This window comes from Agrobacterium sp. 22-3639C2 (assembly GCF_053522105.1).
Map to the genome: position 1 here is coordinate 601,961 of NZ_JBNWDB010000003.1, position 13,150 is coordinate 615,110.

14 protein-coding genes are annotated in these 13,150 nt (G+C 59.1%); all 14 read right to left on the reverse strand.

Annotated elements, in window-relative coordinates:
- Positions 1-67: 67 nt before the first annotated feature.
- Positions 68-1,657 carry an apolipoprotein N-acyltransferase gene (lnt, locus tag ACQZ6D_RS15920; RefSeq protein ID WP_065703740.1) on the reverse strand — a complete coding sequence of 530 codons (1,590 nt, stop codon included), beginning with the start codon at positions 1,655-1,657 and terminating at the stop codon, positions 68-70.
- A 198-nt stretch (positions 1,658-1,855) separates the two neighbouring features.
- Positions 1,856-3,001: a hemolysin family protein gene (locus ACQZ6D_RS15925; protein WP_003514803.1), complete on the reverse strand. Its 1,146-nt coding sequence runs from the start codon at positions 2,999-3,001 to the stop codon at positions 1,856-1,858.
- 15 nt (positions 3,002-3,016) lie between these two features.
- Positions 3,017-3,523 carry an rRNA maturation RNase YbeY gene (gene ybeY, locus ACQZ6D_RS15930; protein ID WP_019564421.1) on the reverse strand — a complete coding sequence of 169 codons (507 nt, stop codon included), beginning with the start codon at positions 3,521-3,523 and terminating at the stop codon, positions 3,017-3,019.
- 9 nt (positions 3,524-3,532) lie between these two features.
- Positions 3,533-4,588, reverse strand: coding sequence for a PhoH family protein (locus ACQZ6D_RS15935; protein ID WP_003514799.1), 1,056 nt, complete (start codon positions 4,586-4,588; stop codon positions 3,533-3,535).
- A 40-nt stretch (positions 4,589-4,628) separates the two neighbouring features.
- The gene (gene miaB, locus ACQZ6D_RS15940) at positions 4,629-6,032 is read right to left on the reverse strand and encodes a tRNA (N6-isopentenyl adenosine(37)-C2)-methylthiotransferase MiaB (RefSeq protein ID WP_003514798.1); all 1,404 of its coding nucleotides are present in this window, start codon (positions 6,030-6,032) and stop codon (positions 4,629-4,631) included.
- Positions 6,033-6,096: 64 nt separating this feature from the next.
- Positions 6,097-6,891: a lyso-ornithine lipid O-acyltransferase gene (gene olsA / locus ACQZ6D_RS15945; protein WP_019564424.1), complete on the reverse strand. Its 795-nt coding sequence runs from the start codon at positions 6,889-6,891 to the stop codon at positions 6,097-6,099.
- Between the two features lie 30 nt (positions 6,892-6,921).
- Positions 6,922-7,350, reverse strand: a complete 429-nt coding sequence (locus ACQZ6D_RS15950; RefSeq protein WP_003514787.1) for a Fur family transcriptional regulator — start codon at positions 7,348-7,350, stop codon at positions 6,922-6,924.
- 69 nt (positions 7,351-7,419) lie between these two features.
- Positions 7,420-7,914 carry a GNAT family N-acetyltransferase gene (locus ACQZ6D_RS15955; protein ID WP_003514785.1) on the reverse strand — a complete coding sequence of 165 codons (495 nt, stop codon included), beginning with the start codon at positions 7,912-7,914 and terminating at the stop codon, positions 7,420-7,422.
- Between the two features lie 39 nt (positions 7,915-7,953).
- Positions 7,954-8,622, reverse strand: coding sequence for a tRNA (adenosine(37)-N6)-threonylcarbamoyltransferase complex dimerization subunit type 1 TsaB (gene tsaB, locus ACQZ6D_RS15960; RefSeq protein ID WP_065661442.1), 669 nt, complete (start codon positions 8,620-8,622; stop codon positions 7,954-7,956).
- Between the two features lie 21 nt (positions 8,623-8,643).
- Positions 8,644-9,207 (reverse strand): NifU family protein, encoded by a 564-nt coding sequence (locus ACQZ6D_RS15965; RefSeq protein ID WP_003514783.1) that lies wholly within the window; start codon positions 9,205-9,207, stop codon positions 8,644-8,646.
- A gap of 169 nt (positions 9,208-9,376) precedes the next feature.
- Positions 9,377-9,868: a universal stress protein gene (locus ACQZ6D_RS15970; protein WP_003514782.1), complete on the reverse strand. Its 492-nt coding sequence runs from the start codon at positions 9,866-9,868 to the stop codon at positions 9,377-9,379.
- A 115-nt stretch (positions 9,869-9,983) separates the two neighbouring features.
- Complete coding sequence (trpS, locus tag ACQZ6D_RS15975; protein ID WP_003514781.1) at positions 9,984-11,048, reverse strand: tryptophan--tRNA ligase; 1,065 nt, start codon at positions 11,046-11,048, stop codon at positions 9,984-9,986.
- A 103-nt stretch (positions 11,049-11,151) separates the two neighbouring features.
- Positions 11,152-11,556: a VOC family protein gene (locus ACQZ6D_RS15980; RefSeq protein WP_003514780.1), complete on the reverse strand. Its 405-nt coding sequence runs from the start codon at positions 11,554-11,556 to the stop codon at positions 11,152-11,154.
- Positions 11,556-13,145 (reverse strand): murein biosynthesis integral membrane protein MurJ, encoded by a 1,590-nt coding sequence (gene murJ, locus ACQZ6D_RS15985; RefSeq protein WP_111782850.1) that lies wholly within the window; start codon positions 13,143-13,145, stop codon positions 11,556-11,558. The genes ACQZ6D_RS15980 and murJ overlap by 1 nt, the downstream gene beginning before the upstream one ends.
- Between the last annotated feature and the right edge of the window lie 5 nt (positions 13,146-13,150).

A 13,150-nucleotide genomic window follows, 5' to 3' on the forward strand; every position in this document is an offset into this window, starting at 1 on the left:
TATTTCGACAGCGTCTAAACTTGTTTTACGACTGACGTATTCACTATGCAATTGTAGGGGTTCCCGGTCAATTCTGGCGCCGGGCAAAACGCCAGGCAGAAAATACCGAAACGGTCAGCATGATAGAAAAAATCAACCAGAAATACGTCCGATGTATGTCGTAAGTAACAGCGTCATTTGACCCACCACTCAAGGTGGCGTCAACAATTCCGACCCGGCCGTAATCCAACCTGGCAATAATACGACCATAGGGATCTATAACGGCGGAAATTCCGGTATTAGCGCCGCGAATCACCGGCACTCCCGTTTCAACGGCCCGTACTCTTGCCTGCAGAAAATGCTGATAAGGGCCGGGTGTATCGCCGAACCAGCCATCATTCGTGACGTTCAGGATCGCTGCGGCGCCCGCCAGACCAGGGGTCATCTCTTCGGGAAAAATGATCTCGTAGCAGATCAGGGGATAGAGGGTTTTACCGGAAGGAAGCGTCAAATGCGTGCGCGAAGACGCGGCTGAAAAGCCGCCCGGCAGGCTGATGACATTATTGATGCCGAATCCCCGTAGAATATCTTCGAAAGGGACATATTCTCCAAAGGGTGTCAGATGGACCTTGTCGGTCGCGCCGATGATCTCGCCCTGACTGTCAATCGCATAGACCGAATTGTAGTAACGCGGAGGCCGGCCGGCACCGGCATCTTCCATTCTGACCGCACCGGTAAACAGGACCTGCCCGTCTTCAAGCGTCTTGGCGATTTCCGCCAGAGCGTCCGGATTTTGCGTCAGGATGAAAGGCACGGAGGTCTCCGGCCAAACAATGATATCTGGGCGTTTTTTTCCTTCGCCAGGCGGCAGGCCCGTCAAGCGCAGATGCTCGCTGAAAATCTCGGCCCTGTCTGCATTCAGCATCTTGCGGGACTGGTCGATCGACGGCTGCACGATCCTCACGGTCAGCGCGTCCGCAGGTGTCTCCAACGGTGTCTGAAGGCGGTAAAAGCCATAACCAAAATGGCCAGCCAGCAGCAGGCCCGCCGCAATGAGACCCGGCCACATGCCTTTTTTCGTGCCGATCAAGGCAGGCGAGGCGAAGATGAAGACGGCAAGCGTGGTGACACCAAAAAGACCAAGCAGATGCGCCGACTGCATCATGATCGGCACAGGCATGATGCCATAACCGATGGCGTTCCAGGGAAAGCCAGTTGCTATGAAGCTGCGGAGCCATTCCAAAAGGCCGAATGCGGCCGCAAGTGCGGCGATACGGCCGAGACCGTCCGACCAGACGATATTGGCGGCTGCGACCGCAAAACCGTAAAACACGGCGAGAACAGCCGGAAGGCCGAGGATGGCGAGCGGTAGCGCCCAGGCGAACTCGTCAGCTTCCAGCAGGAGCGCATTGCCCAGCCACCACAGGCCCGCCACGAAATAACCAAGGCCGAAACACCAACCGATGCCGAAAGCGGGCATGATGCGGCTGAAGATGCCGCCGCCCGGCTTGCCGGTGCAGCCATCGACCAACCAGACAAGCAGGGTGAAAGACAAAAAAAGCGCTGCGAAAAAGCCAACCGGAGGCAAGGCAAGCGCTCCAACCGCGCCTGCGGCAATCGCCATCACTGCGCGGCTTTTGCCGCCGGCCAGCATTACCCTGCCTGCAAGACGCTCCATGCCATCTCCGTTTAATGCCCACCCGGAAAAGCCCAACCCGGCATGGCCGCGCAAAGGAATTTCCCTTTAGACTCGACGTAAAGGAAAAAAGATTCGCAGTCCACAGAAGGGATGGTCGCCGGAGCACCGTGCGTCCTTTTGGACTCTTGATGACGCGTTCAAGGAGCGGAGGCGACGGGGAGCATCCCGTCGCCCACCTCAGTCAGCGTTTTGCTGGTGGGTGATGAGGCGAACATCCGGCGCGGGCAGCGGAATAACCTCATCGGCATCGGCATCGCCCGGCGCGCGGTCATCCTGCCCTTCCGAGCCATGATCGCGGACGATACGGACACCCTTTATACGCCTTGTATCCGCATCGAGGATCTGGAACTCGAAACCAGGTACGGCCCTGACCACTTCACCCTTGGCCGGAATGCGGCCGAGTGCGAAGAATATCAGGCCGCCGAGCGTATCGATTTCTTCAAGATGCTCGCGGACATCGAATTCCGGTCCGATTGCCTCGGCAAGCTCTGTAAGCTCTGCGCGGGCATCCGCCACCAGCACGTCGGCGGACAAACGCGAAAACATCGTCTCGTCCTTGTCGTGCTCGTCATCAATGTCACCCACGACCATCTCGACGATGTCCTCATGGCTGACGAGACCGTCCGTGCCACCATATTCGTCGATCACCAGGGCAAGCTGTGTTCTCTGTGCCTGCATGGTCTTCAAAAGATCGGAGGCCAGCATGGAGGGGGGTGCAAAAAGAATTTTACGCACCAGCCCGGCATCGGCGACCGTCTGTTCCAGATCCACCCGAGCCAGGTCAAAATTCGGTCGCGGCGAGCGCGGAGCCTTCGCCTCGCCATAGGCAACGCCACGCGATCCCACCCGGCGTTTGTTGCGCGCCTGCTTGGCGACATAGGCCAGCAGATCGCGAATGTGGATCATGCCCTTCGGATTATCCAGCGTCTCATCGTAGACCGGCATGCGGGAGCGCCCGGTTTCCTCAAAGAGGATCAGAGCTTCGCCGATGGTCATATTCTGGTCGAGACCGTCGATATCCACGCGTGGGATCATGATATCTTCGACCCGAACCTCCCGGAAACGCAGGATATTGTTCAGCATCGCCCGCTCTTCGGGCGAAAAGGCGGCACCGATTTCGGTGTCGTCCATCAGCGCGTCGGTCAAATCCTCGCGCAGGCGCTCGCCCTGTGACGGTTTCAGCAACCGTCCAATGCGTGACCAGATCGTCGATCTCGGCTTTGCATTGGAGTCGTTCCGTAAATGACTACTGCCCTCCTCCGAGGAGGACTGCTCGCCGTTTTCTCTGCCCTCATTGGCAGGTCGTGCAGAATGTTCGTTCATGGCTCCAGACAATATTCAAAGCGGTTCCTGTCCCGCGTAAGGATCAGATAGGCCAAGCACCGCCAAAATGCGAGTCTCAAGCGACTCCATTTCTTCCGCCTCCTCCTCATCCATGTGGTCATAACCGAACAGGTGCAGGAACCCATGAACAAGAAGATGGGTCAGATGATCCTCGAAACTCTTCTCAAGTTCAAGAGCCTCGCGTTCAACCGTCTCGCGCGCGATGACGATATCGCCCAGCATCGGGCCGGGCATGCCGCCCGGCTCCAGCGGAAAAGCGGGGAAAGACAAGACATTGGTTGCCTTGTCCTTGTCGCGCCATTCGGCATTGATTTCCCGGATATTTTCATCGTCGGTAAAGACCAGCGACAGTTCCACCGGCATTTTCGGGAAGGGTTGTTTCTCTTCCCGCTTCAAAAAATCAACCGCCGCATCCAGCGCCTTGGTGGCGAAGGCAAGAAGGTCCTCTTCCGAGGACCAGCCTTCGGCCTCGACGCTGATTTGAATATCCAGAGCTGTCATTGTCTTGCGTCAGTTGCCCTTCACGAGGCTTTCATCCGGCACCGCCGTGTGGGATTCGTACGCCCGCACGATGCGCGCCACCATCGGATGGCGCACGACGTCCACATCCTTGAAGCGCACGACGGATACACCTTCCACATCGGTGAGGATTTGCAGGGCCTCGACAAGGCCCGACTTCACGCCGCGCGGAAGGTCCACCTGGCTTGGGTCGCCGGTCACGATCATGCGGCCTTTCTCACCGAGACGGGTGAGGAACATTTTCATCTGCATGGTCGTGGTGTTCTGGGCTTCGTCCAGAATGACGGCGGCGTTGGCAAGCGTGCGTCCGCGCATGAAAGCCAGCGGCGCAATTTCGATGACGCCCGCCTGAATGGCGCGCTCCACCTTGTCACCCGGCATCATGTCGTAAAGCGCGTCGTAAAGCGGGCGCAGATAAGGATCGACCTTCTCCTTCATGTCGCCCGGCAGGAAGCCAAGGCGTTCGCCCGCTTCTACTGCGGGACGCGAGAGGATGATGCGGTCGACCGCACCACGCTCCAGAAGTTGCGCTGCATGCGCCACGGCAAGATAGGTCTTGCCCGTGCCGGCGGGGCCGACGCCGAAAACCAGTTCGGATTGCTCCAGCGCCCGCATGTAGACATCCTGGGTGGGCGTTCGGGCAGCGACGGTCTTCTTGCGCGTGGAAATCTGCGCCATGGAGATCTTCGCCTTGCGCTCCATCGTCGGCAAGGTCAGCTGGTCATCTGCCGCCATCGCCATTCGGATCGCACCTTCCACGTCGGAAACCTCGGCGGTTCCGCCCTTGAGCAGACGCTCGTAAAGGAAATCCAGCGCCCGGCGAGCCTGATTGGTGGCAACGACATCGCCGGTGATGGCAACGGAATTGCCGCGCGGGCGCGCATCGATGTTGAGGCGTTGTTCCAGCAATTTGAGGTTCTGATCGAACTGACCGAATAGCTCTCCCGCTATCCTGTTATTCTCGAACGTGAGGACGAAGTGATTGGCGTCGGTCGCGGCTTGGCGTGGCTGGCGCGATGAAGGTGATACCAATTCATGTGCGTTCAAGCGGTCAGGCTCCTGTCCCAATCAGTGTCGGCTCCTCACTCTAACTCTCTGCCACCTCGGCAAACAAGCTGTTTGGACCCGTTGCGGTGATTCGTACATTAACAATGTCACCGATTTTCAAAGTCTTTGCATCAAGATTCACAGATTGCAGCCAGGGAGAGCGACCTATCAACTGTTCAGGCATGCGGCCGGGCTTTTCCAGCAACACATCCATCGTCTTTCCGACCAGCGATTCCGCAAATTCCTTCTGCTGCCGCAAGAGCAGCGCCTGCAATCGTTCCAGCCGCTCGGCCTTCACCTCTTCCGCAACCTGATCCGTCAGATCGGCGCCCGGCGTTCCGGGGCGTGTGGAATATTTGAATGAAAAGGCCTGCGCATATTTCACCTGTTCGATGATCGCCATCGTGTCTTCGAAATCACGATCCGTCTCGCCGGGGAAGCCAACAATAAAATCCCCGGACATGGCGATATCAGGGCGGGCGGCCCGGATTTTTTCAATGAGCTGGATATATTCCTCACCTGTGTGGCGACGATTCATCGCCTTCAGAATGCGATCCGACCCGGACTGAACAGGCAGATGCAGATAGGGCATCAGAATGCGCAGGTCGCGATGGGCGCCAATCAAGCGGTCATCCATGTCGCGCGGATGGCTGGTGGTATAGCGAAGGCGTGCGAGACCGGGAATTTCCGCCAGCCGGTAAAGAAGCTCGGCAAGTCCCCATTTTTCGCCTTTCGAGCCTTCGCCCTGCCAGGCATTGACGTTCTGGCCGAGCAGCGTGATTTCGCGCACACCGGCATCCACCAGTTTCATCGCCTCATCGACGATCTGGCGCACGGGACGCGAAACTTCCGAACCACGCGTATAGGGCACAACACAGAAGGTGCAGAACTTGTCGCAGCCTTCCTGCACCGTCAAAAATGCCGTGACGCCGCGCGTACGCAGTGTTGCCTTTTCGGCCACCGGCAGATGTTCGAACTTGTCCTCAACGGCATATTCGGTCTCGATGACGCGCTCGCCGCCGCGCACCCGCTTCAGGGCGTCCGGCAGGCGATGATAGGTCTGTGGGCCGATGACGACATCGACGGCTGGCGCACGGCGAAGGATTTCCTCGCCTTCTGCCTGTGCCACACATCCGGCAACGCCGATCACGAATTCGCGGCCCTGTTCTTCGCGCGATTTTTTCATGTCGCGCAGGCGGCCGAGCGCCGAATAGACCTTTTCAGCGGCCTTTTCGCGGATGTGACAGGTGTTCAGAAGCACCAGATCCGCCTCGCCCATATCCTCCGTCTGAACGTAACCGTCCTTCGCCAGCGCATCGCTCATGCGGACGGAATCGTAGACGTTCATCTGACAGCCATAGGTCTTGATGAAGACCTTCCTGCTGTTAGAGCCCTCGCGGGCAATCATTTCGGGGGCATCGAGGCCAAGCGTTTCCTGGGTCATGGCGGTTATCTAGTGTTTTTCACGCCCGGATTAAACAGAAAAATACCGGAAAAGCTGGAATGCTCTATTTCCGCCAGCCACCACGCAGGCTGAAAGCCAACATGGAACGGATAGAAGCGGCGATATCGGTCGCCAGACGCTTGCGGTTATCTGTGCTGTGAAACGGAACGCTGTCGCCGAATGTAACGTCGACGTCGATGGCACCTGCCCTGATGATACCGAGCAGATGCGGCACCAGAGTTATGCTGCCCGGCCAGGCCGCAATGACCCGGTGGTAACGTCCCATGGCCATGCCCTGCACCCGCGTATAGGCGATTGCGACCGGCTGCACATAGACGAGCTTGCCCGGAACCTGCTCGGCAGCCGTGGAGGCTGCGCCAAACAGCGAGGATTTGACGGCAAGCATGCGGTTGCCGTCAGAGGTAGTGCCTTCCGGGAACAACACGACGATCTCGCCATCGGCCATGCGGGCGGCGATCTCGCCGACCTGCGCACCGGTGCTGCGCTTCTGCTCGCGCTGGACGAAGATGCTTTTCTGCAGACGGGCGAGCCAGCCGAAGACGGGCCAGTCACGCACTTCCGTCTTGGCGATGAACACCACGTCGGCAATACTGCCGAGAACGAGAATGTCCTTCCACGAGGCGTGATTGACCGCCAGCATCAGCGGTTTTGCCCGCTCCACATCCCCATGGACATGCACGCGAATGCCGAGGACATGGCAGGCGATGCGGTGCCAGATGCGTGGAATGCGGCGACGAAGCCGCCAGTCGAAGGCAAGGCCCAACAGTTGCAGCGGCAGCAATATAAGCGTGACGATCAGGAGAACGACCGCAATATAGGCTGTCCGAAGCCACATCATGATTGAACCGTGCGCTTGCTCACCAGCGTCTCAATGTTCGCCGGGCTTCAACGGTACACCGTAGAGTTCGAGCCGGTGATCAACGAGCTTGAAGCCATGTTCCCTGGCGATCTTTTCCTGAAGCGCCTCGATCTCGGGTGAATGAAACTCGATGACCACACTATTCTTCAGATCGATCAGATGATCGTGATGTTCCTCAGGCACGGTCTCGTAACGCGAGCGGCCATCGCGAAAATCATGACGCTCGATGATGCCGGCGTCCTCGAACAGCTTCACCGTTCTGTAAACGGTGGAAATCGAGATGCGCGGATCCACGGCGGAGGAACGGCGGTAAAGCTCCTCGACATCCGGATGGTCTGCCGATTCCTGCAGCACGCGGGCGATGACACGGCGCTGGTCCGTCATCCGCATGCCGCGTTCGGCACAAAGTTCCTCCAGCGTTTTCGAAAGGTCTATCACGTCTTCTGGCCTTTTGAGTATTCCGGTTGAATTTCGGGGCTGTCGCCGAAAAATGCCTGTCGCAGGGAACTAGCGAAGATCGCGGCGCATGACAAGCGCCGTCGACTTCGCGCCATCCTTGGCTGTGTAATAGGCCTTGCGCTCAGCGACCGTTTTGAAGCCGAGCTTTTTATAAAGTCCCAGGGCGGAGGCATTGTTGCTGTCCACTTCCAGGAACATCGTTTCAGCACCGCGCATCATCGCCTCACGGACGGCCGATTGCATCAGGCGCCAGCCGAGGCCGGTGCGCGCGAACTTGTCGGCTACCGCAACGGTCAGGATTTCCGCCTCGCCGGCCACTTCGCGCGCAAGCACGAAACCACCGAGCGGTTTACTGAAAAATGCGTTCGTCTGCCGCGCGACGGCACCGAAAACCGAGCCTTGCGTCAACAGCCCGGAAAACTCCCCGTCATTCCAGGGGCGCGGAAAGCGCAGCGCATGCAATTCCGCCACTCCGGCGCAATCCTCATGCTGCATCGGCACGATCTCGAAATAGGGCTTCCAGCTTAGATATTCGTCAAACATAACAAGGAATCATCCGCACGCATTTACGGGTGCCACCTATCAGGCAACGCTCTGGCGTGCCAGCGCAAAACCCGTCTGCGGCCGGGCATCCGGGCCGCGAAGGTAAAGCGGTGCGGGTTTCGGCATGCCTTTCGGCTTGCGTCCACCCGCCCGCGCGACAGTGGAAATCGGAAAATGATCGGGCCCTGACCCCGCGTCGAAACCCTGAAAAAGGGGTGCGGCGGAACCGATAATGGCGCCATCGAAACCGGAGAGAGCCGTTTTGGCATCCGCCAGAGACAAAAGCGCGGCCTCGAGGAGCGGCGATCCATCCTCTGCAAATGTCTGGAGGTAGGCTTCGCCCCGTTTGGCGTCGAGCCCGACAGCCACTGGCCGGCCGGGATTTTCCAGCAGATGATGCAAGGCGATCGTCTCAAGCGTGGTTACGCCGACTGCCTCTATGCCGAGCGACAGGGCAAAACCACGCGCGGCGGCAACGCCGACGCGAATGCCGGTAAAGGAACCCGGTCCGATCGTTACCGCGATGCGCCCGACTTTCTGAAGCGGCAGGTGTGCCTGCTGCAGGGCACCATCAATCACAGCCATCAGCCGCTCGGCATGACCTTTTCCGATGGTTTCGCACACCTCGCCAAGCACCGTGTCGGAGGCGCTGTCATAGACGCAGGCGGAACAGTCCACACCTGAGGTATCGAGTGCGAGAACAATCATGGCGCGGCCTGGCTTATAACGTCATACAGCTTCGACTTCGCGCACTTCCGGCACGAAATGACGAAGCAGGTTCTGGACGCCGTGCTTCAGCGTGGCGGTGGAGGACGGGCAACCAGAGCAGGCGCCCTTCATGTTCAGGAACACGGTGCCGTCGCGGAAACCACGGAAAGTGATATCGCCGCCATCCTGCGCCACGGCGGGGCGGACGCGGGTATCCAGCAGTTCCTTGATGGTGGCGACGATGGTTTCGTCACCCGCTTCAAAGAACTCGCCTTCCTCATCCGACACTTCAGCCGCAATGGCGGTTCCCATGATGGGGCGGCCAGACATGAAATGCTCCATGATCGAACCGAGAATGGCGGGCTTCAGATGCTGCCATTCGGCGTCATCCTTGGTGACGGTGATGAAATCGAAGCCGAAATAAACACCGGTGACACCCGGAATGGTGAAGAGGCGCTCTGCCAGCGGCGAGGCCTGCGCCTGCGCGGGGTTGAGAAACTCAGCCGTGCCGCTTTCCAGCACCACCTTGCCCGGCAGGAACTTGAGGGTCGCGGGGTTCGGCGTGGCTTCCGTCTGAATGAACATTATCTGTCTCCTTCGAGGTCGCCGTTCACGCCCCGCAATTTAGAATTCTTCCAAAAAATACGCCTGGCGAAGCCTTACTTCAAGCCCTGACATGATAATTACATTCAAGAAATCGTCAGCCCCAAATTCTTGCCCGAATCCGTTCCTGCCTTTCGGGGTCGAACAAAGTTCAGCAGAGGGCGTCGATTTCCTCATCCGTCAGCGTATCCGGTAGCACGGTGACGGGGATGGGGAAGGCCGCACCGCGTCCTGAGATGGAGGAGACGAGCGGTCCCGGCCCTTCCTTCGTTGATCCTGCCGCCAAAACCAGAATGGCAATATCGCGATCTTCCTCGATGAGCCCGTGGATCTGTTCGGTTGCGCCGCCTTCACGGATCACCGCTTCCGGCTCGATGCCGATGGTCTCACGGACCTTCTGGGCGATCTTGGCAAGCGTTGCTTCCGCCTCCTCTCGCGCCTCGGCCCGCATGATCTGCTCGACGCCCAGCCACTGCTGGAAATCGCCTTCCGGTATCATGTAAAGCAGAACCAGTCCGCCATTGGAGTTCTTGGCGCGACGACCGGCATAATGCACGGCCCTTTCGCATTCCGGTGTGTCATCGATAACAGCGAGAAATTTGCGACGATGCCCTTCCAGACGCGACAGCCGTTTTGAAACCATTCCGCACTCCCTGTGTCCGCCGCGATCCGAAAAACCGCCCGACGGTTCGGGCGGAGATTATATCAAATCACGGCAGGCGCAAACCGCCCGCCGTGATCCGCAAGGCGATACGTGGTCAGCGCAGGAACCCGATGATGTCGCGCACCTCGTTCATCGTGTTTTCGGCGATCGCGCGCGCGCGCTCACCACCCTGTTTGAGGATGGCATCGATGTGGGTGGGATCGTCGAGAAGGCGGCGCATCTCGTTGTTGACCGGAGCCAGCACATTGACGGCAAGCTCGACGAGAGCCGGCTTGAAGGCCGAGAACTGCTGTCCGCCGAATTCTAAAAGAACTTCCGCTTTCGTCTTGTCAGACAGTGCTGCATAGATACCAACTAGGTTTTCGGCCTCCGGGCGGCCCTTCAGGCCTTCCACTTCGCTCGGCAGTGCATCCGGGTCCGTCTTCGCCTTCTTGATCTTTCTCGAAATGGCGTCGACATCGTCCATGAGGTTGATGCGCGACAGATCCGACGGATCGGACTTCGACATCTTCTTGGTGCCGTCCTTCAACGACATCACCCGCGGTGCCGGACCGCCGATCAGCGGCTCCACCATCGGGAAATAGGCATGCACCGGCTCATTGCCCACGGTGATGTCGAGCCCGAGACCGGCGTTGCGGATATGGTCGCCGAAATCGATGTTGAATTTCTGGGCGATGTCGCGGGCCAGTTCCAGATGCTGCTTCTGGTCGTCGCCGACAGGAACGTGGGTCGCACGGTAGACGAGAATGTCCGCAGCCATCAGGCTCGGATAGGCAAGCAGCCCAAGCGACACCTGCTCGGCATTCTTGCCGGACTTGTCCTTGAACTGCGTCATGCGCTCCATCCAGCCGATGCGCGCCACGCAATTGAAGATCCAGGCGAGTTCGGCGTGCTGCGGCACAGCCGACTGGTTGAAGACGATATGCTTCACCGGATCAATGCCTGCGGCAATGAAGGCAGCAGCGATCGAGCGGGTTTGCGCCTTCAGGTCCGAATGAACGAGCTGGGCGGTGATGGCGTGCATGTCGACGACGCAATAGATGCAGTCGTTATCTTCCTGCAACGCCACGAATTTGCGGATGGCCCCGAGATAATTGCCGAGATGCAGATTGCCGGTCGGCTGGACGCCCGAGAAAACCAGCGGCTTGAATGCGTTCATTGTCGTCCTCGAAAAGGCTTGTGGAGGGCCCCGCCCCGTGGTTGGAATTGCACGCGCGCTTATGCACCTACAGCCCCTCGCAATCAAGCGGTTTCAGGGCGCGTCAGCCGCGCGGCTGAAGAAGATCCCAGTGATTTCCATAAGGGTCCGCAAAGACCGCGACGGAGCCATAAACCTCATGGCGCGGTTCTTCCAGAAAGCGCACGCCGCGCGCAAGCATCGTCTCGTAGTCACGACCGAAATCGTCGGTATGCAGGAAAAACCCGACACGGCCGCCGGTCTGGTTGCCGATGGCAAGACGCTGCGCTTCGCCATCCGCCTCGGCAAGCAAGAGGGCACAGCCATCGGTCCCTTGAGGCTTCACCACCAGCCAGCGTTTGCCGTCATCAAGAGGTTGGTCGGAAAGGCAGTCAAACCCCAGAACCTCGCAATAAAACGTCTTTGCCCGGTCATAATCGTCCACCAAGAGTGTGATGAGGGCGATGCGACGGTTTTCTGCAAAGGACATCAGCTTATCTCCGTCTGGGCATTCTTGTTGCGGCGCTTTTTGATGGCTCTCTTGACCATGCCGAGATCGGCACCACCCGAAACAAACGCCAGCACGAAATAAACAAGCATGGCGGAGAGTACGAGGCCCATGATGGTTCCGGCCCGGACGAAAATGGAGGAGGCGGAGGACAGCTCGAAGCTGAGATAGGTCAGCGCATAGTGAACGAAGCCCGCCATAAGGGCGGCGGCCAGCAGCAAGCGCGGAATGCGGGTAAGGAGCGGAATGTCCACATGCCAGTGACCCCGCCACAACAGCATGCCGAACAGCAGGGCGGCATTGACCCAGCCGGCGGTGATCTCGGCAATGGCGATGCCCGAACCTCCGAGACGCGGAAACAATGTCAGCGCCAGAGAGACGTTCACAACCACGGAAATCGCCGCGAAGATCATCGGGGTGCGGGTGTCCTCGCGGGCAAAGAAGCCGGGAATGAACGCCTTTATCAGCACGAAAGCCGGCAGGCCGAGGCCATAAATACCGAGGATCTGCGCGACGGTGACGGTGGCCGAAGGCGCGAAATTGCCGCGCTCGTACAGAAAGCGCACGATGGGTTCCGCCATGACGAGAAGGGCAGCGGCAGCGGGTAATGTCAAAAACAGCACGAATTCGACCGAGCGGTTTTGCAGGCTTCCCGCCTCGACCATATGTCCGCCACGCAAAGCCCGCGCCAGCTCCGGCAAAAGCACGGTGGCAACGGCGATGCCGACGACACCGAGCGGCAGCTGGTAAATCCGGTCGGCATAGGCGAGCGAGGAGATCACACCCTCACCGGCAGACGCGATATTGGTGTTGATCAGGAGATTGATCTGGGTGATGCCGCCGGTGATCGCGGCCGGCAAAGCAAGGACCAGCAGGCGCTGGACATTCTTCGTCAGCCGGGGTCTGCGGAAACCGATCCGCATGCCGGCATTGCGCACGGCGATCCAGACGATGCCAAGCTGCACCACACCCGCCGCCATCACACCCCAGGACAGGGCATAACCCACCTGAAGCGGGTCGTAATGCTTCCACCAGGCCAGCATCAGAACACCAATCAGAATGATGTTCAGGAAGACCGGCGCAATCGCGGCAGCGAAATAACGGTGCAGCGAATTCAGCATGCCGCCCATCATCGCCGCCAGCGACATGCAGGCGAGATAGGGAAACATGATGGTTGCGAGACGGACGGTGTTGTCGAATTTCACCGGGTCTTCCAGAAAGCCCGGCGCAATAACGGTGCGCACGATGAACGGCATCGACAGTTCCATCAGGATCGTCAAAGCCAGAAGCACGGTGAACAGAACGCCGAAAACTTCTTCGGAAAAGCGCCTTGCGCCCTCCATGCCGTTCGCCTCGATTTCCTTGGCAAAAAGCGGCACGAAGGCCGAGTTGAACGCGCCTTCGGCAAAAAGGCGCCGGAAGGTGTTCGGGAACCGGAAGGCAGCATTGAAGGCATCGGCGACCGGGCCGGTACCGACGGCTGCGGCCATCAGCGTCTCGCGGAGGAAACCGAAGATACGGCTTCCGAGCGTGGCCGTGCCGACCGTGGCGAACTTTCCGATCAAGCTCATGGGAA

Excerpts from the sequence above, each read along its gene's own strand:
- lnt (WP_065703740.1), bottom strand. The coding sequence starts at position 1,657 with ATGGAGCGTCTTGCAGGCAGGGTAATGCTGGCCGGCGGCAAAAGCCGC.
- ACQZ6D_RS15925 (WP_003514803.1), bottom strand. The coding sequence starts at position 3,001 with ATGAACGAACATTCTGCACGACCTGCCAATGAGGGCAGAGAAAACGGC.
- ybeY (WP_019564421.1), bottom strand. The coding sequence starts at position 3,523 with ATGACAGCTCTGGATATTCAAATCAGCGTCGAGGCCGAAGGCTGGTCC.
- miaB (WP_003514798.1), bottom strand. The coding sequence starts at position 6,032 with ATGACCCAGGAAACGCTTGGCCTCGATGCCCCCGAAATGATTGCCCGC.
- olsA (WP_019564424.1), bottom strand. The coding sequence starts at position 6,891 with ATGATGTGGCTTCGGACAGCCTATATTGCGGTCGTTCTCCTGATCGTC.
- ACQZ6D_RS15955 (WP_003514785.1), bottom strand. The coding sequence starts at position 7,914 with ATGTTTGACGAATATCTAAGCTGGAAGCCCTATTTCGAGATCGTGCCG.
- tsaB (WP_065661442.1), bottom strand. The coding sequence starts at position 8,622 with ATGATTGTTCTCGCACTCGATACCTCAGGTGTGGACTGTTCCGCCTGC.
- ACQZ6D_RS15965 (WP_003514783.1), bottom strand. The coding sequence starts at position 9,207 with ATGTTCATTCAGACGGAAGCCACGCCGAACCCCGCGACCCTCAAGTTC.
- ACQZ6D_RS15970 (WP_003514782.1), bottom strand. The coding sequence starts at position 9,868 with ATGGTTTCAAAACGGCTGTCGCGTCTGGAAGGGCATCGTCGCAAATTT.
- trpS (WP_003514781.1), bottom strand. The coding sequence starts at position 11,048 with ATGAACGCATTCAAGCCGCTGGTTTTCTCGGGCGTCCAGCCGACCGGC.
- ACQZ6D_RS15980 (WP_003514780.1), bottom strand. The coding sequence starts at position 11,556 with ATGTCCTTTGCAGAAAACCGTCGCATCGCCCTCATCACACTCTTGGTG.
- murJ (WP_111782850.1), bottom strand. The coding sequence starts at position 13,145 with ATGAGCTTGATCGGAAAGTTCGCCACGGTCGGCACGGCCACGCTCGGA.